Below are 19,928 nucleotides of genomic sequence, written 5' to 3' on the forward strand. Positions count from 1 at the left end.
TCCCCCTTCTTGCAATCACCCGGCCGCGCGGACCGGCAGAGCCGGCCCGCGCAGAGGAACGGTCAGAGCTTGCCAAGCTCCTCGTTGATCGCCTTGGCTGCTTCGGCCGCCGAGATCTCATCGTCGATGAAGCGCCGGGTGATCTGGTTGATGACCTGGCTGTTGACCACCTTGGAAGCCGCCGAAAGCTGGCCTTCCTCGACGCCCCAGCGCTGGGCCGAGTCGAGCCCGGTCACGATCGAGTCGATCACCTCGGGCGGGTAGAGCTCGGTCAGCGGCGCCTTGCGGTCGACACCCACCGGCAGCGTCGACCAGAGGTCCACATACTTGTCGGGATTGCCGTCATCCCCCCGGCGCACCGGAAACTTGCCTTCGGGCGCGATGGAGAGGGTCTGGCCATAGCCCTCGGTCATGGAGAACTTCACGAACTCAATGGCGTTGTCGGTGTCGGCAGAACTGGTGACTCCGAAGTAGCGGATATCCGCCCAGGCCGCACCGTCGGGGTTGGAAGGGCCGGCGAAGGTGGTGACCACCCCGGTCTTGGAGGCAAGCTCCGTCGAGGTCGGGTCGTCGTTGATGGTGGGCGGCGCCGAATCGCGCAGGCCGGCCAGCTCGTCCAGGATGAAGGGCGACCAGATGATCATGGCCGCCTTGCCGGCGAAGTAAAGCTCGCGCGACTGCTTCCAGAACAGCTCTCCGGGCGGCGAGGCCTTGGCGATGGTCTTGTAGAACTCCAGCGCCTCGACCAGCCTCTGCTCTTCGAAGCCGGCGATGCCGTCCGCCGACATCGGGGTCGCGCCATTGGCCAGCAGAACGTGCTCCAGCACCTGGCTCATGAAGTTCTCGTCAATCTTGGTCGCCGCGACGAAGCCGTAGATCTCCGGCGGATTGTGCAGCTTCTCCACTGCCGCGACGATGTCGGCATAGCTGTCCGGCGCGGAGAGCCCTGCCGCCTCGAAGAGGTCCTTGCGATAGACAACCATCTGGGTCCAGCCGTCGACGGGAACGGCGGCGGTGTCGCCGTCCACGTCTGCCATGGCGAGAGCGCCGGGCGCGAAGGTATCGAGACCGAGTTCCTCGACAGCCTCGGTGTTGGCGTCAATGTCCAGGATGCCGGCCTCGGCCCAGGGCTGCACGTACTGCAGGGTGTGATAGATGACATCCGGCAGGTCGTTCGCGGCAAAGGCAGCGGTCGCGCGCTTGCCAAGATCCGTTTCCGAGACGGGGATGACCTCCACGGCCACGCCGCTCTTGGCTTCGAACTCCTGCGCCAGCGCCTGCTGCTTGGCAAGGCGCTCAGGCTGTTCTTCGGTGGTCCAGAAGCGGATCGTCTCGGCCGCGGCTGTCTGCGCGGCGAAGATCATCGCCGCCGCGGTCATCAGGCCGAGAGGTCTGAGAATCGACATAACTGGGCTCCCTTCCGTGTTGTGGTGTTCTTCTTTCTCGACTGGCCTGTTCTCAACTGGCCTATGACGGGAAGGCGGTGGCCGGCACCTCGGCCAGCCGCTGCCGCAATGCCGCGGTATCCAATGCCGGCGCGCCATCCGAAGCGCGGCGCACGAAACCGGCCGGCCTGACCCTCTGCAGAATTTCCGGCGCCGTCCCGTTGATCAGCGCAAGCAGCATCTCAGCCACCCAGGCCCCGGCGCTGTCGGCGTCCTGCGACCAGGTGCTGAGCGGCGGCGAATGCACAGGGGCCATCGGCACATCGCCATAGCCCAGGACGGAGACATCCCGGCCGACATCCAGGCCCAGATCGCGCAGCGCCCCCATGGCGCCGAACGCCAGGAGATCGAGATCGCAGATCAGCGCTGTGGGCGGCTGTTCACCGCGCATCAGCTCATAGGTGGCGCGGCGTCCGCCGTCGGCGGTCAGCCCGACCTCCACCACCAATGCGGGATCGTAGAGGCCGAGGGACAGCAGCCTTTCGCAAATCGCTTCGCGCCGGATGCGCGCAAAATTGACGTTCGGCGAGGCGGTGATGTGGGCAATCCGGCGGTGCCCGAGGGCAACCAGATGAGCGACCGCCTCCGCCGCCGCCGCCCCGCAGTCCACATCCAGCCAGGCGAAGTTCTCGGAGGTCGCCGTACGCCCAAAAGCGACAAAGGGCACCGCCTTCTCGCGCAGATAGGCGACGCGCGGGTCTTCGGAGAGCGTGCGGGTCAGAATGAAGCCGTCGACCTTGCGGGTCACGATCAGGCGGTCATAGGTTTCGCGCCACTTCTCAGGCGCAGGGGCGCTGGCGACCAGCAGGTCGATCCCGCGCGTTTCCAAGACACGGGTGGCGCCGCGCAGAAACTGCACAAGAAAAGGACTGGAGATGTCGAGCTGTTCGCCGGGCAGCACGACACCCACCGTGTCGACCCGCCCGCGCTTGAGGTTGCGCGCCATGCTTGACGCCGCATAGCCGGAGGCCAAAGCGGCGGCCTGCACCCGCGCCCGCGTGGTTTCGGCAATGTCGGGATAGCCGTTCAGCGCTCGTGAAACGGTGCTCTTGGCCAGATCGAGTTCGCGCGCCAGCGCGTCGATCGTCACTTTTCCGCGCGAGCCCATGGCCTCCGCGGTTCCTCCCTGAGCTTTTCTTGTTTGCACAACCGTAGTCCCACATCGGAACCGATTGCAACGAAACTTTCCGAAACCGAATTCGCTATCAAATGTCCGGATTGATCAGTACATACTGGATCGGCAAAGCTGCTGCCGCGGCACGGTCGGCCCTGCTTGTGGGAAGACCCGTGCCGATGAGGGAACAGCACGAAACGGCCAAAAGAGAAACGGACAAGAATGAGCCATTCGCGGCGCCAATCAGCGTCCGACAGGGCCAGCCCGCAGACCTTGCCGAACTGTGCGGGTCCAGACTGCGCGGGCCCAGACTGCGCGGGCCCAGACTGCGCGGGCACGGGCTTCGACTCGGCGCTGCAGGACCTCCTGCTGGCCGTCTATGCGCAGGACAACGCTGAGTGGCTTGCGGAACGGATCACGGCCATGGTCGCGCAGCGGCGCGGCAAGGCCGGGGCGCACCGGGTCCAGAGAACAAGCTGGGTCGATCAGCGCGACGTCGTGCTCATCACCTATGCCGACAGCATCCGCGACGGCGATACCGCACCGCTCGCGGCGCTCGAAGCCTTTCTCGCCGAGCAGCTCAGCGGCACCGTCTCGGCGGTGCATCTGCTGCCTTTCTATCCTGCGAGTTCAGACGACGGCTTTTCGGTCATTGACTATCGTGCCGTCGATCCGTCGGTCGGCGGCTGGGGCGATGTCGTCCGCCTGGCCCGACACTTCGACATCATGCTCGATGCGGTGATCAACCACGTCTCCCGGCAGAGCGCCTGGTTCGAGGGGTTTCTCGCCGGCGATCCGGCACGAGGGGGCTTCTTCCACCGCTGCGACCCGCGGGCCGACTACAGCCAGGTCATCCGGCCCCGGGCCCGGCCGCTGCTGACCGAAGTCGAAACCGCCGAGGGCAGCGCGCACGTCTGGACCACTTTCAGCGACGACCAGATCGACCTGAATTACGCAACGCCGGGGGTCCTTCTGGAGATCCTGGACCTGCTGCTGTTCTATGCGGACAGGGGCGCGCGCTTCATCCGCCTGGATGCGATCGGGTTTCTTTGGAAGAAACTGGGCACGACCTGCATGCACCTGCCGGAGACTCATGCGCTCATCCAGATCATGCGTCTGGTGGTCGACGCCGCGGCGCCCGGCTGTCTGCTGATCACCGAAACGAACGTGCCCCATGCTGACAACGTCAGCTACTTTGGTGACGGCAGCAACGAAGCCCATATGGTTTATCAGTTTCCGCTGCCGCCGCTGACGCTCTACGCCTTTCAGACCGGCGATGCGCAGCCGCTCTCGGATTGGGCTGCAGCACTGGAACCGCCGGCGCCCGGCACGACGTTTTTCAACTTCCTCGCCTCCCACGACGGCATCGGCGTGCGTCCGGCGGAAGGTCTCTTGAGCCCGGATCAGATCGCAGGCATGGCGGACAGGGTCGAGGCCGCCGGCGGACTGGTCTCCATGAGAGCCCTGCCCGGCGGCGGCACAGCCCCCTACGAATTCAACATCTCATTCGTTGACGCGGTTTCCGCGCCCGATGATGACGCCGCAACACGCGCCGCGAAGTTCCTGGCGGCGGAGGCTGTTCTCCTCTCCGTCATCGGCGTGCCAGCCATCTACATTCACAGCCTGCTGGGTTCGCGCAACGATCTGGACGGTGTGGCCAGAACCGGGCGTAACCGTTCGATCAATCGGGCCAAGCTGGATCGTGCCACTTTGACGGGGGAACTTGCGGATCCAGGGAGCTTGCGGCGCCTTATCCTGGACGGCCACCTGGCGCTTCTTCACCTGCGGCGGACGCGCGCGGCCTTTCACCCGAACGCAGAGCAAACCGTCGTGCCGGTCGCTCCGTCGGTCTTCAGCATTCTGCGCGCCGGCGGGGGCGACAGGCTCTGGGTGGTTGTCAATGTATCGGGCGCACCGCAACAGATCCAAGCCAACCGCGTAGCGCTGGGCTTTCCGCAGGCGGACCGGCTGCTCGACCTCATCGGCTCGCAGACCGTCGCGCAACCAGGCGAAGAGATCGTCCGCCTCGAACTTTGCCCTTACCAGGCGGTCTGGATCGCGGCCGACTGAAGCCGGCCGTCAGGACAGCGCGCCGGCTTTCGCCGTCAGCGGCTCGACCTTGGTCCCCATCGCCTCGAAAAGCCGCTGCATGGATCCCAACTCGTCCTTGATGCTGAGTTTGCGCCGCTTGATCCGCCGCACGATCGCCGTGTCGGGCATGGGCCGCTTCATCTCGGCCTCAAGCTTCTCGTCCAGGCTTCGGTGCGTCATCAGCAGCGCCCGGTAGCGGCTGGCGATTCCGGAACCGGGGCGGGTCTTGGCTTTCCTGGCTTGAGCTACGCGCATTGGGCAGGTCTCCCATAGGTTACTGATCAGGGCATCTGCGGGTCGGGACATTAACGGCTTGGACCGTCGCCGGTTGTCCCGCCTGTCTTTGGCCGGGCCTGCCGAGCCCGCAGCACGTGCCGTGGATGCTGCAGGTCCCGACAGGCCCGGCGGGGGAACCGGAACGCTACTCGGCGGCGCTCAGGTGGTGAGGCGCCGACCGACCGTTCAACGCCGCCAAGCGCTCGGAGAGGCTCTTTTTCTCTTTTCCGGCTGTGCCGCGCGCGGCTGTGAGCGCGGCCGCGAAGTGCGGATCGCTCTCCAACTGCTCGGTCTGAAAGAGCCCCGTCTTCAGCTGCAGCGTTTCCGATTCCGCCCGCAACTTCGCGGTCTGCTGGTTCATGGCATCGAGAGCCACACTGAGGGCCGAGATCGAACCGGTGACGCCCGCTGCCTCCTGCGCCCTCCGGTCCTGCACCTCGGCGCGCTCCTTGCGCAGGCGGGCCATTTCCAACTGGCGCTTCGCCGCCGTCAGTTCGCTCTGCGACTGCCGCAGCTTCTCGCCAAGCTCCTCGAAGGAGCGGCGCAGTTCGGCGCGCCAGGCCTCCACTTCCTGGTCCTCCTGCTCTTCCCGTTCGATCTCGGGCTTCAGGTGTTCGAGCTTCGTGATCACCTTGGTGAGACTGGCCTCGATCTCGGCCCTCGTCTGGCCGCTCTCTTCTTCCCTCAGCTTGGCTTCAAGCATCTGGGCGGCCTTCAGGTATTCTTCGTAGGTCCGGCGCAGCGCAGCGGTTTCCTCATGCTCGCGGCGCACTTCGGCTTCGGCTTCCGCGAGGCGGCGGCCCAGCTTGTGCAATTCAGCCTGCATCATGTCGATCTGGGCGCGGCTTGCAGTCTCCGGGTCGAAGGCCACGACAGCCGCCGTAAAGTCCTCCAAGACACCGGTGGCCTTGTTCATGCCGAAGTGCTTCAGAAAGCGCCACACCATCCTCGGTCTCCTCCGTCCCGGACACTGGCTTCCGTCACCCGAAGATTTGGGGATGGGCAGGAAAACGATCCAATCGACCCTCGGGGCGTCATTGATAGGAATTCCCGATCTTTCCCGAAGACCGGCCACAAATCGGCGCAGATCGGAGGTTGAAAGGACCATCGTAAGGCACGATATAAACGCGATCTTTGATAGTTCATTCCAATCAGCCTTCCTGTCGAAAAGGACGCCGGCCCCGTGATACCCTCGCTGAAGCAGCTGCGCTATCTTGTGGCGATTGCCGATACCCTCCATTTCCGGCGGGCTGCAGAGTTGAGCCACGTCAGCCAGCCGACCCTCAGCGGACAGCTGCGCGAGCTAGAGCAGCGCCTCGGCGTGCAACTGGTCGAGCGCAGCCGCGCCAAGGTCGTCCTCACCCCCATCGGCAAGGAGATAGCGACCCGCGCCCGCGTCGTGCTGCGCCATGTCCAGGACCTCGTCGAGCTTGCCGAACAGGACAAAGGGGTCCTGGGCGGCACCCTGCGACTGGGCGTCTTGCCGACACTCGGCCCCTACCTGTTGCGCCACATCCTGCCGGAGCTGCACCTCAGCTATCCGGAGCTGAAGCTGTACATCCGCGAGGGCTCCCCCACCGCGCTGCTGCAGGACCTGGATGAGGGACGCCTCGACCTGCTGATCTTTGCGCTGCCCGTGAAGGGCGCGGACCTGAAGGTAGCACGGCTGTTCCGCGAACCTTTGCTGATCGCGGCATCGAGCGATCATGGGCTTGCCGCCAAAGACTTCGCCGAGCGCGCGGACCTGAAAGGGGAGACCGTTCTGGGCCTGGAGCGTGGCTACCACCTTCATGCCCAGGTGCGTGAGCTTTGCGAACTCTATGGCGCCCGACTGTCGCTGGACTATGAAGGTACGAGCCTCGACACCCTGCGCCAGATGGTCGGCATGGGAATGGGACTCACTTTCCTGCCGGCACTCTATGTGCGCTCCGAGATTCCCAAGGACGAAGAAGTGGTCGTCCGCCCGCTACGCAGCCGACCGCCGAGTCGCAGCATCGGCCTCGTCTGGCGTCGCCATTCGGCACGCAGCGACGAGTTCGCCGCCTTGGCCGGCGTGATGCGGGGTATCGTCAAGAGTGGCGTACCGGAAGTGACGGTTCTCAGTTGACCGGCCGCAAGCCGCATTGGTCAGTGCACGAACCAATATCGCCAGCGCCGCGCCAAGCAACCGCAGCAGGCAAAGAGTATTGGCCGAGCATTCATCAGCCTCCTTTGTCGAACCATCGGCACTTCCTATAATTGTAAAACTACACCCGTTTACGCTGGACTTGGCGTGACTCTGTCACTATTTGCAAGGCCAAAACAATTTGAGCTCTTCGGGAGGCTCGCGAACGCCGACAACGGCCTGGTCTTCTGCTGCTATGCGGTCCCTTGCGGACCGTACCTTTCATTCACGCCTTACGGCAGCGGAGGCATTCGGGGAAGCGTCTGTCTAACGCGCGCATCGCCACTTGAAGAGCCTGCAGGATGTGGAAGAGCTCGGCAGCAGCGGTCGAACGGAAGGCAATTGGATGCCATCGGAAGAAGATGCGCGAGTGAGCGGAGACTACAGTGACCACTTTGACTTTCTGTCACGGGGCCCCTACGCGCAGTTCGTCATAGAGAAGCGCTCGGTCGGGCGCCGTCCGGTCCGCATGTTGCGCACGGCGCAGCCGGCGGGTGACTTCTCCGACCCCGCCCAGCCCGACGTCATTCTCTACAAGGCCCTGCGTTCCGAAGGCCATACCGTGCGCGATCTCGGCGCCGGCCGCGTGCGCCACCGCTTTCGCAAAGGCGACTTCGACCTGCAGGGCCCGGGGGTTGCCAATCACATCGTCGCGGAAGGCAGTCATGAGCTGATCGACTTCATCCTGCCGATCGAGGCCGTGCGCGAGGTGCTGGATGAACGGCGTCCTGGCTTCAACGGCGACTTCGGTCGCCTTCACGCCCAGCCCTTCCGGGATTTCTTCCTGGAACAACTCTGCATGAGCCTGTGGCGCGAGAGCGAGGCAGGCAACCCGAACGGCAACCTCTTCGTCGAAGGCGTCCTCGTCAGCATGATCGCCATCCTGTCGAGCCTGGCTGAGCGGCAGTCAATCGCGGAGAGCAGCTCCGTCAGCCCGATGCCCTCGCGGACGCTACAGGAGATCGACAGCTTCATAGAGGCGAACCTGAGCAAGAACCTCTCCAACACAGACCTTTCTGGTCTGGCGTGCCTGCCCCAGTTGCGCTTTACCCGCGCCTTCAAGGCAGCGACCGGGCGCACCCCGCATCAATACGTTCTCGCCCGCCGGATCAGCCGAGCCCAGGAACTGCTCGCCGCCGGCGACATGCCGATCGTCGAGATTGCCTATGCCTGCGGCTTCGCCTCCCAAAGCCACATGACCGACGTCTTCCGTCAGAAGATCGGCGTCACCCCGGGGCGCTATCGCAAGGAAGTACGGGGTTAGAACCTCATCCTCACCCAGAGCGGATATGCTCTAGAGGTCGACAGGAACGCCCTCGGCAATGGAGCGTTCGGCAGCCGCGCCCATGGCCACGGCTTTCAGGCCGTCGGCGAGGGTCACTTCCACGGCGCCACGCCCCAGCGCCGCCTCGCGGAAGCGCAGGTGCTGGTAGTAGGTGGAGCCGTGGTGTTCGCCGGCCCCAAGCACCGCAGGATCGACCGGTACCGGCAGGCGCCGCGGTTCGATCGGTGCGCGGGGGGAGATTTCCAGCATCGCCTCGCGGGCATGACCGCCGACCCGCCGTTCCGGGCCGGGAATACAGCAGGCGACGCGGCCCTTCGCACCTGTTGCGGTGATCTCCTCCTGAAACCAGGCGCCCTCGGCAAACATGCAGAGCTCCAGCATCGCCCGTGCGCCGCCGGCAAAGTCGACCACCGCGTAGGCATTGTCGATGATATCCGGGCAGCGACCACCGTAACGCTCCTCCCGGTGGTTCACGTCGGCTCCCCCGGTGGCATAGATACGCCTTGGCTCGTCCTCGAGGATCAGGCGCATGAGATCGAAGAAGTGGCAGCACTTCTCCACCATGGTGCCGCCGGTGTTGGCGTTGAAGCGGTTCCAGTGGCCGACCTTCTCCAGGAAAGGATAGCGGTGCTCGCGGATGGTCAGCATCTTCAGGGGCCCCGCCACACCCTTGCGCAGTTCCTCTCGAAGGGCGGCGATGGGTGGCATGTAGCGGTACTCCATGGCAACCCAGAGCGGCGCCCGCCAGGATGCCGCCAGCGCAGTCAAGCGCTCCCCAAGACAAGGGGTGGTGACCACCGGTTTCTCAACCAGCACCGGGCGCGGCGGCCCGGCGAAGACCTGCTCCAAGACGTCCAGGTGAGTGTGGTTTGGACTGGCGACAATGACCGCATCGACGTCGTCCCGCCCGACCAGCGCCGCGGCATCGGCGAGCAGCGCGGCATCGGGGGCCGCCTCGGCATTGAGCGCCTGCTGGCCGCTGTCCGGATCGGCAATGGCGGTCACCGCCGAGCCGGGGATCAGCGCCAGGTTGGCGATATGCTCACGCGCCATCATGCCGCCGCCGATGACGCCGTAGCGCAGGGTCTCCGCAGCCGTCACTGGGCGTCGAGATCCAGAAGCGGCAGGTCGGCCGCGGCGGCGGCCGCTTCGACCCCAGCCTTAACGTCGCCATAGGTGATGGAGACGTGGTGCTCCAACTGGGCATCGATGAATGCGCGCCGCGCCGCCTCCGCGCCGCAGTCGAAGCGGATGACGCCCGACGTCCCGGTGAAGGACATCGGCCGGCGCAGGATCTCGCCGCGCCCGACCACCATCTTCAATTCGGACTGCGCCTGACTGATGCGCGCCACGGTGACGCGGCCCGGCTTCAGGGGAAACTCGTGCAGCAGCGGCATGCGCCGGTTGGTGTGGATCGTGGCCCGCGGCGCGAAACCGGGGTCGCAGAAGTCGAGCGGTGCGAGACCGCAGTGCCAGAGCACCGCGGTGTCGTCGTCGGAGTCGAAGTCAACGATATCGGTCAGCATGGCCGGTCCGTCAGCCAGGGTCTGCAGCAGGCGGGAGCCCACCGTCCCCAGCATGTCCGCCTCGCAGGACGCCGGTATGCGCTCGCCGTTGAGGGTCGCCATGGCGCCACAGACCGCGCAGCCGTACTCGGTGAAGGTTTCCGGCCAGCAGCGCACGGCGAAGCCGTCGAGCTGGCGCTCCTCGGCCATATCGCGCAGGGCGCTGTAGCAGCGCAGCGAGCGCTCGACCTGTTCGCCATCGAGGGTTTCGACGCCTTCCAGGCGCTCGGCGGCCTGGCTCTTCAGCGCGCCGATCCGTGCGCCGTCCGCGGCCTTGGCCGCGGCGAACAGTGTTTCAAGGTCGATGCGCTCGACATCGACGCCGAAGCGGGATGTCAGTTCAGCCTCGTCGAAGCCGCAGGTGTCGAAGCCCGCCGGGTGTTCACCCACCAGGCCGACCCGGCAGGCCAGGTCCGGCGCCGCCCCGGGCTGCGCCGCACGCGGCACGGGGCCGGCACCGCTCTCCGCAAAGAGCGCGGCGAGGTCCGGACTGGCCGTTGCCGGGGCATGCAGCCAGCCGCAGCGCCGGTCGATCTTGCCCAGGGCGTGGGACGCCAAGCTGAGACCGCAGAAGGAGTTCAACCGCAGGCGCCCGCCGTCGCGCGGTTCCGGAAACGCCCAGATCGCGATCGGCGCCGCAAGCGTGGCGCCGATCGCAGACGTCATGGCGGCATCGCAGAAGGTAGCCTGAATGATCAGGACACCGTCCGGCCGCTGTTCCTTTACCGCATCCAGGCGCGCTTCGACAGCAGGGGCGTCCATCAGCAGGCCCGCATCGCCCAGCACCTCGGCGCCGCTCGCAGCCAGCGAGGCGACGGCCGTCTCGGCCGTCTGCGATGCCAAGTCCACATCGAAGGTCGGGCGTGCCAGGCAAAAGACCGCGATTCGCATCAGAGTCTCCCTTCCAGGTCGTCGTAAGCCCCTTGCATCCACTCACTCTCCCAGCCCGCCGGCCGCAGCGGGCCCTCGGCTCCATCGTCGAACCAGCGGGTCCAGGGGCACGCCTTTGCGTCCGCCAGGGCGTTCAGCTCCTTCATATAGTCGGCCGCCGGACCGGACAACGCCGTCGCCATCGCCGCCATATCCGGGAAGTGTTGAAAGGCGTCCCACCAGATTGCGCGGCCGGCGAGAAAACCGCTGGCGCCGGCCTCGAAGGCATAGTGAAGGACATTGCGGAAAGCATCCTGGCTGGCGCCGGCGGAGAGCATGACCCAGGGCCGCCCGGCGAGCCGCCCCATTTCTTCGAAGAGCGCGGTGGTCGCTCCATCCCCCGGCGGCGGCACCTCCTTGGCGGGAACCGGGCTCTCCAACTTGAAGACATCCACGCCATAGTCCGGCGCCGCGAAGGTTTCCACCGTCTTCAGCACGTGGTCGGCCCGCTTGCCGGCTTGTTCCACATAGTCCTTGGTCTGCCCGGTATCGCCCGCCAGCGGATAGAGCAGCATCTCCAGCAGAAAGGGGATGTCGTAACGTGCGCAGGCCTCGCCCACCTGCTTGGTGAAATCGAGTTGCGCCTGGCGCGACACGGCATCCTGGTCCGGGTGATACCAGGTCAGCACTTTGACCGCGTCACCGCCCGCGCGCTTGATCTTGGAAACCGACCAGTCGTCGATGGCCTTGGAGAGGCGGCCGTCCCCGCCCTCGCCGAAAACCGAGTCCTCCAGGGTAACGACGAGCCCGTGGTGCGGCGCAAGAACGGTCATGGCATCGCTCAGCGCATAGGTGGGATCGGCCAGCACCGCTGAGGCGTGCGGCGCCAGCGCCTCCATCAAGGCGCGCTTCACCGCCCTTACGTCGCCGTAGCGCGGGCGGTCCTCGCCGCGCGCTTCGGCGACCCGGTTCTTGATGGGCGGGCGCTGATCGACCGCCAGCATCTTGAAGCGGCCGCCAGCGTCGGCCATGCGGCGCAGGCCCCAGAACTTCCCGGGGCTCAAGATCGTGGACTGGGCGACCCGGGGTTGGGCGGCCTGAGATTGGGGGGCATTCATAATCTGGTCTCCAACAAGCTTGTCACTTCCTGTCGCGTCGGGAACGCGCCGGGGCCGCTGGGCTGGGCGACCTTCAAAGCCGCCGCCGCAGAGGCAAAGCGCAGCGCCTCGGGGAAGGCCTTGCCCTCCCCCAGCGCAAGCGCGGCAGCGCCGTGGTAGACATCGCCGGCACCCAGCGTATCGACGGCCTGAACCGGCACCGCCGGCACCTGGCCGCTCCGCCCGGCCTCGATCCAAAAAGCGCCCTCGGCCCCCGCGGTCACGGCAAAGGCAACACCCGGATGGCCTTCCGCAACGGTCGCAAGCGCGGCCTGACGGTCCCCCGGCTGCAGGCTCTCGAGGCCGGCGGCACTGAAGATGACATGGCTTGCGCGGGCCATCAGATCGCGGGCCTCTTCCGGGGCGGTGTCGTAGTCGAGCACGCCGGGCACACCGGCCACGGCTGCCGCCTGCAGGCCCATGCGCGCCGCCTCAGGCCAGCGCAGGTCGCACATCACCGCATCGGCCCCGGCAAAGGAAGTGCTGTCCGGCGCGCCTCGGAACAATGCCGGGTCCTTGTGATTGATCAGCATGCGTTCCCCGCGCGGGTCGACGAAGACGGCCGAGGTGGCAGTGACGCCCTCCGGCGGCGTTTGCAGACCGGAGCAGTCCACCTCTGCTGCGGCCAACACCGCGCGCAGACTTTGTCCGGCGGCATCCGCGCCCACCCGGCTGACCAGCCGCGCCGCGCCACCGAGCCGGGCCACCGCCATGGCGGCATTGGCGGCGATCCCCCCGGCCACCTCGCGGCGCGAAACCGCGGCATACTTCGTGGCATCGACGGGCAGGCGTTCGACCTGGAAAACCTGATCGAGCACGGCAATGCCGGCGCAGACGACACGCAGGGTCACGCCAGTTCCTCCAGCACGCTGTCGGCGATCATCTCGCTGACGCGCTCGTTTGACTCTTCGGTGACCCCGGCGATATGCGGCGTCAGGATCAGGTTGGGCACGTCGCGGAACACCGCCGCAGAGGTCTCATCCAATGGCTCCTTGGCGAAAACATCGAGCGCGGCACCGCCCAGGTGCCCGGCTTTCAGGGCCGCGGCCAGGGCTGCTTCGTCGACGATGCCGCCACGGGCGGTGTTGATCAGGACCGCATCGGGCTTCATGCGGCCCAAGGCGGCGGCGTCGAAAAGCCCTTGGGTCGTCTCCGTCAGCGGCACATGGAGGCTGAGGACGTCAGCCCTCTCCAGCAGCGCGTCCAGAGAAACCAGGTCTACGCCCTCCGCCGTCTCCACCAGGGGATCGTGCGCAACCACCGTCATGCCGAGCGCCTGCGCGCGCCGCGCCGTGCGCCGGGCGATATCGCCGAAGCCGAGAAGGCCCAGGCTGCGCCCGGCCATCTCCCGGCCCTGGCAGGCGGCGCGCGGCCAGCCGCCGGCGCGCAGGTCCTCGGTCGCGAAAAAAGCGCGGCCGCGCAGCAATTGCAAAGCGGCCGAGATGACGTACTCGGCCACCGCATCGGCGTTCGCCCCGCGCGCGGGACGCACCGCAACGCCGCGCGCCTCGCAGGCAGCCAGGTCGATGTTGTCCAGGCCGACGCCCAGGCGCCCGACGACCCGCAGAGCCGGCGCGGCAGCCAGCAAGTCCGAGGTCACCTGGGTACGGTTGCGCACCACCAGCGCCTCGGCGGTACCCAGCAGCGCCTGCAGGTCCGCCGGGCGGTCGACCAGGGTGGGGTCGTAAAAGGTCTGGCGGCTCTGCGCCAGGCGGGCCACGGCCGCCTCGGCCATGAACTCGGAGACAACGACAACAGGCTGCGGCATAGGCTCCTTACAGCACTCCAAAAAGTTTCAACGGTCCCGGCGAAGTAGGCCGGGCGCAGTGATCTCTGCGCAGTCCGGGCGCCCCCAAGAACCACTTCAACATTCGTTCTTGGGGGCGCCCGGATCGGTCGCTGCGGGACCGGCACAAGGCCGGCCCCGAACACGGTCTTACAAGGCGGCTATTGCGAAGCCGCTTCGAACTCAGCCTCGAGCGAAGCCTCGCAGGCGGACACCGCCCCCTGGGCCGCGTCGATCCACTCGCGGCCGAAGTTCTCCTCGTACCAATCCCAGACCGGCTTGGCGGCAGCCTGGAAGGCAGCCTTCTGCTCTGCCGTGGGCGTGTAGATCGTGCCGCCGGCATCGACGAAGGCCTGGAAAGCATCGACGGCCTTGCGCTTGGGCAGCACCCGGGCGGTCATCTTCAGCTCCTGGAAGCCGTCATAGACGATCCGCTTCTGGTCGTCCGGCAGGCCCTGGAAGACATCCTCGTTCATCCACCAGAGCGCGCCCATGTAGGCGTGGCCATCCAGCGAGATGTACTTCAGATGATCCTGGAACTTCATGTTGACGATGTCGGTGATACCGTTCTTGGTGCCCTCGACAACGCCGGTGCCGAGCGAGGTGTAAACCTCAGGCCAGGCGATCGGCGTCGGCGAGCCGCCAAGGGCCTTCACCAGCTCGATCTGAATGTCGGCACCGATGGTGCGCAACTTCAGACCTTCTACGTCCTCGGGGCTCTTCACCTGCTTGCTGGTGGTGGCGATGTTGCGCCAGCCGCCGGTGTTGGAGATCGCCATCAGGCGTGCCGCCCCGACATCCTCCAGCACCGCCTCGCGAATCTTCGCGGTGAGCGGCCCGTCGAAGACGCACTCGGCAACGCGGTCGTTGGGGAAGAGATAGGGCAGGTCGAGGAACTGGGCCGGGGGATACCATCCGGCAAGGCCGCCGTTGGTGGTGATATAGATGTCGAGCCGGCCGTCCAGCAACGCCTCGGAGCACTCGTCCGCATTGGAGCAGAAGCGCCCGTTCGGGAAGATGTCCACCGCCAGGGCCCCGTTCGACGTGGCCTCGACGTAGTTCTTGAACACCAGCGAGCCGTCGAAGTCCTCGTCGTCCTCGGACCCCAGGAAGGCAATCTTCAGCGTGGTGTCGGCTGCCAGCGCGGCACCCGCTCCCATCGTCAGGGAGACGGCGGCGGCACCGGCCGCCAGGGTTTTCCAGAAGCTCATTCTTTCCTCCTTGCTCTCATTATTCTTCGGTTTTGGATGTCTCACGAATGAAGCCCCATCACGCGGGGCAGGAACAGCACCAGGTCCTCGAAAAAGGTGATCAGGAAGATCACGCCGGCCTCGACGGCCAGGAACGGCAGAATCGCTTTGGTGATCGCTTCGACGCGCTCGCGCGAAATCGACGATGCGACGAAAAGCACAAGCCCCATGGGCGGCGTCGCCAGGCCGACGGTGACGTTGACGCACATGATGATGGCGAAGTGGACGGGGTCGAGGCCGATGATGCCGACGAAGACCTTTGACAGGATCGGCCCCAGGATCAGGATCGCCGGGCCGGCGTCGAGGAACATGCCCACGACGAAGAGCATCAGGTTGAGCAGGATCAGCAGCAGGTAGGGGTTGTCGGTCAGCGACAGAACGAAGTCGGCCAGCATCTGCGCCGCGCCAACCTGATCGGCGACCCAGGAGAACGATTTCGAGGCACCGATCAGCATGAGGATGATGCCCGAGGCCACTGCCGCGCGGTAGAAGGTCACCGGCAGGTCGCCGATCCTGAGGGCGCGGATCACAAAGACCGAAACGATCAGCGCGTAGAAGGCTGCGACCCCCGCGGCTTCCGTCGGCGTGAAGAAGCCGGTCAGGATGCCGCCCAGCAGGATGATCGGCGTCAGCAGCGGCCAGAAGGTCTCACGCCCTGCGGCCGCCACCTCGCGGGCCGAAGCGCGGCGGCTGGCAACCGGGAAGTCGTACTTCTTGGCCAGGCGCCAGGTGACGAACATCAGCCCGCTGCCGATCATCAGCCCGGGAACGATGCCTCCGGCGAAGAGGGCGGCGGGGCTCACACCCATGATGAAGGCGTAGATGATCATGATGCCCGACGGAGGGATGATCGGCCCAATGACGCTGGAGGCCGCCGTCACCGCCGCCGCGAAGCGCCGGGTGTAGCCTTGCTTCTCCATTGCCGGGATCAGCATGGAGCCCAGCGCCGAGGTGTCGGCCACCGCCGAGCCGGAGAGCCCGGCAAAGAGGATCGAGCTGAGGATGTTCACCTGCGCGAGGCCGCCGCGCAGATGGCCGATCAGCGACTGGCTGAAGCGCACGAGGCGTTCGGTGATGCCGCCGGCGTTCATCAGCTCCCCGGCCAGGATGAACATGGGCAGCGCCATCAGCGGCACCGACGACATGCCGGAGAAGACCTGGCTGAGCAGGGAGTTGAGATCGCGCGGGTCGAACTCGGCGCCCAGATCGTTGGCGACGACGATGCCGGAGGCCCCCAGCAGACCGAAGATCACCGGGATCGAAAGCGCAAGCGAGGCTAGGAAGAGCCAGAGAAAAGCTGTCTGCATCGGCCTACTCCTCCACGTTCGCCGCGACATCCTCGAAGGAACGCACGGGGCGCACGAGGCGATTGTCGGGATCGAAGAGGCCCAGGGTGTAACGCAGCAGCATCTCCACATTGACGATGATCATCAGGGTGATGGCCGCCGGCATCACCATGAAGACGTAGCGCCACTCCAATCCCAGCACGGGGATGCGCATCTTGGCCGTGAAGGGCCTGATGGAGTTGAGGTCGAGGCCGAAGATGCCGTCGAGCACCAGCGTCAGACCGTCCCACTTCAGGCCGATCTTGCGCAGGGTCAGATCGAGGGCGATCAACAGGAGGCCCAGAATGAGCACGTGGAGCAGCAGCGAATGCACCCGCTGGAGAAAGTGCGGAAGCATGTCGTGCAGCATGTCGAGCGCCACGTTGGAGGCGCGGCGATAGGCGATCGGCGCCACGATAAAGGCCAGGGCCGGCAGCAGGATCAGCATCACCTTTTCCGTCCAGGGCGCGCTGATTCCGGACAGACGCGCCACCACCGTCCAGACGACGGTGGCCAGCATGGCGATCACGGTGACGATGATGATCGGGCGCAGCACCGCTTCGAAGCCACGGTTTATGAGGCGCAGCAGGCCGATCGCACGAGACAGCATGACAACCATTCACTTCCTCCCGGCCCGCGCTTCTCCTGGCGCGGCGCCCAAAGCCCTTCAGTTCATCACTTGGCCGCCATCGACGTTGATGCACTGCCCGGTGATATAGCTGGCGTCTTCGCTCAGCAGAAACCGTATCACGGTTGCAACTTCCCGTGGTGCTCCGAAGCGGCCGAGCGGAATTTCCTTCAGGAGAAACTCGCCGCGGCGCTCGATGACCTTTTCCGGCATGCGGGTGAGAATGATGCCGGGGGCAATGGCGTTGACCGTGGCCCGCGTCTTGAATCGGCGGGCCAGCGCTCGGGTGATCCCCACCAGCCCCGCCTTGGCGGCGGAGTAGGCCACCGCATCCACCGCGCCGCGGCGAAAAGCCAGGGAGGAGGTGAAGACCAGGCGACCCATGGTTCCTTCCGGCAGCCGATCACCGACTGCGGTGGCAAAGTCGTAGGCGTTGCGCAGGTTATTGGTCATGGTGCGGTCCCACACCGCCGGGTCGTCGCCCAGGCCAGGATCGTCTTCCATCGAACCGGCGAGATGGACAAAACCGTGGATCGGCCCTTCGGCGGCCGCGAGCGCAGCCCGTGCGCCCGCAGCGTCGTCCGTCGTCTGAGTCCCGGCAGTCGCGCCGAGCCGGCCGGCCAGATCCTGCAGAGCACTGCCCCCCCGGTCGATCAGATGGAGACGGCAGCCCGCTTCGGACAGCAGCGTGCAGAGCGCCTGGCCAATGCCCCCGGCAGCCCCTGTAATCGCTATGGTTCCATCCAATCCGGCCATCGAGGCACAATCCCCTGCCGACTGTCGCAAGACGCTTCGCACACGAATGCACAGCGCCCTTTCTGTAAGCCTTTACATAAGAGCGCCCTTGCCGCAAGCAGGAAATTCCCGATAAACTGCACTTTCACGGTATGTTTTCTGATGGCGCCCAGGATTTCGGAACGATATGCGTAAACGATTACAGAATCGCGGAGCACGCGTGAGCGTTGCCGAGGTGGCGGCGGCGGCACAGGTCTCCACCGCTACCGTTTCGCGGGTTCTGAACAAGGCGGACTACGTGAAGCCGGAAACCCGCCGCGCTGTGGAGGAGGCGATCGCCACCCTGGGCTATATCCCCCACGGCGCCGCCCGTTCGCTGTCGAGCCGCTCCAGCCGCATCATCGGGGCCATCATTCCCTCGATCGACAACTCGATCTTCGCCGCCGGCGTGGAGGCCCTGCAGGCCCACCTGAACGACCGCGGCTACCATCTGCTGATCGGATCGAGCAACTACGATCCGGAGGAAGAGCACCAGGTGGTGCGCAGTTTTCTGGAGCAGCGGGCAGCCGGGATCATCATGATGGGCGAGACCCACACCCGCGACTGCCTCGACCTGCTGGCGCGCCACGGCACGTCCTTCGTCAACACCGGGGTCTACTCGCCCGAACGGCCCTACCACTGCGTGGGCTTCGACAATGCCGGCGTTGCCACCAAGGCGGTGCGCTATCTGCTGCAGCTCGGCCACCGGCACTTCGCCATGATCGCCGGCATCACTGCCGACAACGACCGCGCCATCGGGCGCGTCCGCGGCGTGCGCGCGGAGCTGGCCAGTGCAGGCCTGATACTGCCGGACGACCGGGTGCTGGAGCGCCGTTACGACATTGCCGAAAGCCGCGCCGCCTTCCGCGATCTGATGGCGCTGCCGGAGCCGCCGACGGCAATCATCTGCGGCAACGACGTGCAGGGCTTCGGCGCGATCCTGGAAGCCCAGCATAGCGGCGTTCGTATCCCCGAGCAGGTCTCCGTGGTCGGCTTCGACGACCTTGTGCTCTCCCGCCACCTCAAGCCCTCGCTCACCACCATCCGCGTCCCGACGCAGGAGATGTGGTGCCGTGCCGCCGATATGCTCCTTGCGCGTCTCGGCGGCGAGGACACACCGCGGGCAGTGGAGATCGAGACCTCCCTGATCGTCCGCGAGTCCACCGGCCCGGCACCGGCATCGCTGGCCGCCGCCGGCCTCTGAACAGAGAAAGGCTACCCCGCACCATGCCAGCCGCTATGATCGCGGCCTGAAGTGCATGGACGGGGAACCAGGGAGCAGATGCGCGATGTCTTTGTTCAGCCTTGAGGGCCGCACAGCGCTGGTCACCGGGGCCAGCCGGGGGATCGGCCGGGCCCTTGCCACGGGCTTGGCAGACGCCGGGGCCGACCTGATCCTTGCTGCCCGCTCGAAAGACGCCTTGCAGGACACAGCCGCCGCGGTGCGCGCAAGCGGCCGGCAGGCGCATGTCTTCATAGCGGATGTCTCCGACCCCGAAAGCATCGACGGGCTCTTCCGGCAGATGGATGAGGCAGGCCTGCAGGCCGATGTCCTGGTCAACAACGCCGGCATGGAAGAGGTGCGCGCCTCCGTCGATGTCGACGAAGCGCTCTGGGACCGCATCCTCGACACCAATCTGAAGGGCGCCTTCTTTGTCGCGCGGCACTTCGCGGAGCGCCTGCTGACGGCCGGCCTTCCGGGCGCCATCGTCAACACCTGTTCGCTCACCTCGGCCGTCGGCGTGCCGACAGCCGTGCCCTACACTGCTTCCAAGACCGGGCTGCTCGGCATGACCCGGGCCCTCAGCAGCGAGTGGTCGCCCAAGGGTATCCGCGTCAATGGCATCGGCCCCGGCTACTTCCGCACCGAACTGACGGAAGTCTTCTATCAGGACGAGGTCTGGCGCGCCGCCATGCTGGCGAAGATCCCCATGGGACGCTTCGGCGCGTTGGACGACCTGGTGGGCGCCTGCGTTTTTCTGACCGCGCCGGCCTCGGCCTACGTCACCGGGCAGCTTGTCTTCGTCGACGGCGGCTATTTGGCTTCGATCTGACCGCACCACTTGCGGAATGACGGCTGGCGCTTCCCTGAGGCGATGGCGACAGCAGCCGCACAACTTTACGCAGTGATTTCCCGCCGCAGCTCGTTCGCCTGGAAACAACCGGCGCGCAAGAGGCCGCAAGTTGTATATACAACA

At 66.0% G+C, this 19,928-nt stretch carries 18 protein-coding genes; 5 read left to right on the forward strand and 13 right to left on the reverse strand.

Going from position 1 to position 19,928, the window contains the following annotated elements:
* Positions 1 to 62 precede the first annotated feature (62 nt).
* Both Q0982_RS08740 and Q0982_RS08745 read right to left on the reverse strand, forming a co-directional pair.
* Entirely contained in the window at positions 63 to 1,406 is a 1,344-nt protein-coding gene (locus Q0982_RS08740) for an ABC transporter substrate-binding protein (protein ID WP_299394268.1), read from the reverse strand.
* A 61-nt stretch (positions 1,407 to 1,467) separates the two neighbouring features.
* A complete protein-coding gene (locus tag Q0982_RS08745; protein WP_299394274.1) occupies positions 1,468 to 2,553 on the reverse strand; it encodes a substrate-binding domain-containing protein in 1,086 nt (361 codons plus the stop codon).
* Positions 2,554 to 2,781: 228 nt separating this feature from the next.
* On the opposite strand from Q0982_RS08745, the gene Q0982_RS08750 reads away from it, so the two are divergent.
* On the forward strand, positions 2,782 to 4,629 hold the full coding sequence (locus Q0982_RS08750) for a sugar phosphorylase (RefSeq protein WP_299394276.1): 1,848 nt from the start codon (positions 2,782 to 2,784) through the stop codon (positions 4,627 to 4,629).
* Between the two features lie 9 nt (positions 4,630 to 4,638).
* On the opposite strand, the gene Q0982_RS08755 is transcribed toward Q0982_RS08750, so the two are convergent.
* Both Q0982_RS08755 and Q0982_RS08760 read right to left on the reverse strand, forming a co-directional pair.
* Positions 4,639 to 4,905 (reverse strand): YdcH family protein, encoded by a 267-nt coding sequence (locus tag Q0982_RS08755; RefSeq protein ID WP_299394279.1) that lies wholly within the window; start codon positions 4,903 to 4,905, stop codon positions 4,639 to 4,641.
* Between the two features lie 166 nt (positions 4,906 to 5,071).
* Positions 5,072 to 5,872, reverse strand: a complete 801-nt coding sequence (locus Q0982_RS08760) for a hypothetical protein (protein ID WP_299394281.1) — start codon at positions 5,870 to 5,872, stop codon at positions 5,072 to 5,074.
* A 237-nt stretch (positions 5,873 to 6,109) separates the two neighbouring features.
* On the opposite strand from Q0982_RS08760, the gene Q0982_RS08765 reads away from it, so the two are divergent.
* A complete protein-coding gene (locus Q0982_RS08765; RefSeq protein ID WP_299394284.1) occupies positions 6,110 to 7,033 on the forward strand; it encodes a hydrogen peroxide-inducible genes activator in 924 nt (307 codons plus the stop codon).
* A gap of 427 nt (positions 7,034 to 7,460) precedes the next feature.
* Positions 7,461 to 8,354: an AraC family transcriptional regulator gene (locus tag Q0982_RS08770; protein ID WP_299394286.1), complete on the forward strand. Its 894-nt coding sequence runs from the start codon at positions 7,461 to 7,463 to the stop codon at positions 8,352 to 8,354.
* Between the two features lie 30 nt (positions 8,355 to 8,384).
* On the opposite strand, the gene Q0982_RS08775 is transcribed toward Q0982_RS08770, so the two are convergent.
* The 9 genes from Q0982_RS08775 to Q0982_RS08815 all read right to left on the reverse strand — a co-directional run bounded on the left by Q0982_RS08775 (position 8,385) and on the right by Q0982_RS08815 (position 17,712).
* Positions 8,385 to 9,476 carry a Gfo/Idh/MocA family protein gene (locus Q0982_RS08775; protein WP_299394289.1) on the reverse strand — a complete coding sequence of 364 codons (1,092 nt, stop codon included), beginning with the start codon at positions 9,474 to 9,476 and terminating at the stop codon, positions 8,385 to 8,387.
* A complete protein-coding gene (locus tag Q0982_RS08780; protein WP_299394291.1) occupies positions 9,473 to 10,831 on the reverse strand; it encodes a hypothetical protein in 1,359 nt (452 codons plus the stop codon). Before Q0982_RS08780 ends, Q0982_RS08775 begins: the two co-directional genes overlap by 4 nt.
* Positions 10,831 to 11,928, reverse strand: a complete 1,098-nt coding sequence (locus Q0982_RS08785) for a tagatose 1,6-diphosphate aldolase (protein WP_299394293.1) — start codon at positions 11,926 to 11,928, stop codon at positions 10,831 to 10,833. The genes Q0982_RS08780 and Q0982_RS08785 overlap by 1 nt, the downstream gene beginning before the upstream one ends.
* Positions 11,925 to 12,818 carry a PfkB family carbohydrate kinase gene (locus Q0982_RS08790; RefSeq protein WP_299394295.1) on the reverse strand — a complete coding sequence of 298 codons (894 nt, stop codon included), beginning with the start codon at positions 12,816 to 12,818 and terminating at the stop codon, positions 11,925 to 11,927. Before Q0982_RS08790 ends, Q0982_RS08785 begins: the two co-directional genes overlap by 4 nt.
* Positions 12,815 to 13,735, reverse strand: a complete 921-nt coding sequence (locus Q0982_RS08795) for a hydroxyacid dehydrogenase (RefSeq protein ID WP_299394298.1) — start codon at positions 13,733 to 13,735, stop codon at positions 12,815 to 12,817. The genes Q0982_RS08790 and Q0982_RS08795 overlap by 4 nt, the downstream gene beginning before the upstream one ends.
* A gap of 179 nt (positions 13,736 to 13,914) precedes the next feature.
* Positions 13,915 to 14,964: a TRAP transporter substrate-binding protein DctP gene (gene dctP, locus Q0982_RS08800; RefSeq protein ID WP_299394301.1), complete on the reverse strand. Its 1,050-nt coding sequence runs from the start codon at positions 14,962 to 14,964 to the stop codon at positions 13,915 to 13,917.
* 41 nt (positions 14,965 to 15,005) lie between these two features.
* Positions 15,006 to 16,310: a TRAP transporter large permease gene (locus tag Q0982_RS08805; RefSeq protein ID WP_299394303.1), complete on the reverse strand. Its 1,305-nt coding sequence runs from the start codon at positions 16,308 to 16,310 to the stop codon at positions 15,006 to 15,008.
* 4 nt (positions 16,311 to 16,314) lie between these two features.
* Positions 16,315 to 16,938, reverse strand: a complete 624-nt coding sequence (locus Q0982_RS08810) for a TRAP transporter small permease (RefSeq protein WP_299394305.1) — start codon at positions 16,936 to 16,938, stop codon at positions 16,315 to 16,317.
* Positions 16,939 to 16,995: 57 nt separating this feature from the next.
* The gene (locus Q0982_RS08815) at positions 16,996 to 17,712 is read right to left on the reverse strand and encodes an SDR family NAD(P)-dependent oxidoreductase (protein ID WP_299394306.1); all 717 of its coding nucleotides are present in this window, start codon (positions 17,710 to 17,712) and stop codon (positions 16,996 to 16,998) included.
* Positions 17,713 to 17,911: 199 nt separating this feature from the next.
* On the opposite strand from Q0982_RS08815, the gene Q0982_RS08820 reads away from it, so the two are divergent.
* Both Q0982_RS08820 and Q0982_RS08825 read left to right on the forward strand, forming a co-directional pair.
* Positions 17,912 to 18,934 carry a substrate-binding domain-containing protein gene (locus Q0982_RS08820; RefSeq protein WP_299394309.1) on the forward strand — a complete coding sequence of 341 codons (1,023 nt, stop codon included), beginning with the start codon at positions 17,912 to 17,914 and terminating at the stop codon, positions 18,932 to 18,934.
* 85 nt (positions 18,935 to 19,019) lie between these two features.
* Positions 19,020 to 19,784: an SDR family NAD(P)-dependent oxidoreductase gene (locus Q0982_RS08825; RefSeq protein WP_299394310.1), complete on the forward strand. Its 765-nt coding sequence runs from the start codon at positions 19,020 to 19,022 to the stop codon at positions 19,782 to 19,784.
* Positions 19,785 to 19,928: the final 144 nt, after the last annotated feature.

This window comes from Pelagibius sp., from assembly GCF_028281305.1.
Classification (GTDB): Bacteria; Pseudomonadota; Alphaproteobacteria; order Kiloniellales; family Kiloniellaceae; genus Pelagibius.

What these genes read in the sequence shown, in the direction of transcription:
- Q0982_RS08755 (WP_299394279.1), bottom strand. Translation starts at nt 4,905, where the DNA reads ATGCGCGTAGCTCAAGCCAGGAAAGCCAAGACCCGCCCCGGTTCCGGA.
- Q0982_RS08825 (WP_299394310.1), top strand. Translation starts at nt 19,020, where the DNA reads ATGTCTTTGTTCAGCCTTGAGGGCCGCACAGCGCTGGTCACCGGGGCC.
- Q0982_RS08760 (WP_299394281.1), bottom strand. Translation starts at nt 5,872, where the DNA reads ATGGTGTGGCGCTTTCTGAAGCACTTCGGCATGAACAAGGCCACCGGT.
- Q0982_RS08745 (WP_299394274.1), bottom strand. Translation starts at nt 2,553, where the DNA reads ATGGGCTCGCGCGGAAAAGTGACGATCGACGCGCTGGCGCGCGAACTC.
- Q0982_RS08815 (WP_299394306.1), bottom strand. Translation starts at nt 17,712, where the DNA reads ATGGCCGGATTGGATGGAACCATAGCGATTACAGGGGCTGCCGGGGGC.
- Q0982_RS08740 (WP_299394268.1), bottom strand. Translation starts at nt 1,406, where the DNA reads ATGTCGATTCTCAGACCTCTCGGCCTGATGACCGCGGCGGCGATGATC.
- Q0982_RS08795 (WP_299394298.1), bottom strand. Translation starts at nt 13,735, where the DNA reads ATGCCGCAGCCTGTTGTCGTTGTCTCCGAGTTCATGGCCGAGGCGGCC.
- Q0982_RS08810 (WP_299394305.1), bottom strand. Translation starts at nt 16,938, where the DNA reads ATGCTGTCTCGTGCGATCGGCCTGCTGCGCCTCATAAACCGTGGCTTC.
- Q0982_RS08780 (WP_299394291.1), bottom strand. Translation starts at nt 10,831, where the DNA reads ATGCGAATCGCGGTCTTTTGCCTGGCACGCCCGACCTTCGATGTGGAC.
- Q0982_RS08750 (WP_299394276.1), top strand. Translation starts at nt 2,782, where the DNA reads ATGAGCCATTCGCGGCGCCAATCAGCGTCCGACAGGGCCAGCCCGCAG.
- Q0982_RS08805 (WP_299394303.1), bottom strand. Translation starts at nt 16,310, where the DNA reads ATGCAGACAGCTTTTCTCTGGCTCTTCCTAGCCTCGCTTGCGCTTTCG.
- Q0982_RS08785 (WP_299394293.1), bottom strand. Translation starts at nt 11,928, where the DNA reads ATGAATGCCCCCCAATCTCAGGCCGCCCAACCCCGGGTCGCCCAGTCC.
- dctP (WP_299394301.1), bottom strand. Translation starts at nt 14,964, where the DNA reads ATGAGCTTCTGGAAAACCCTGGCGGCCGGTGCCGCCGCCGTCTCCCTG.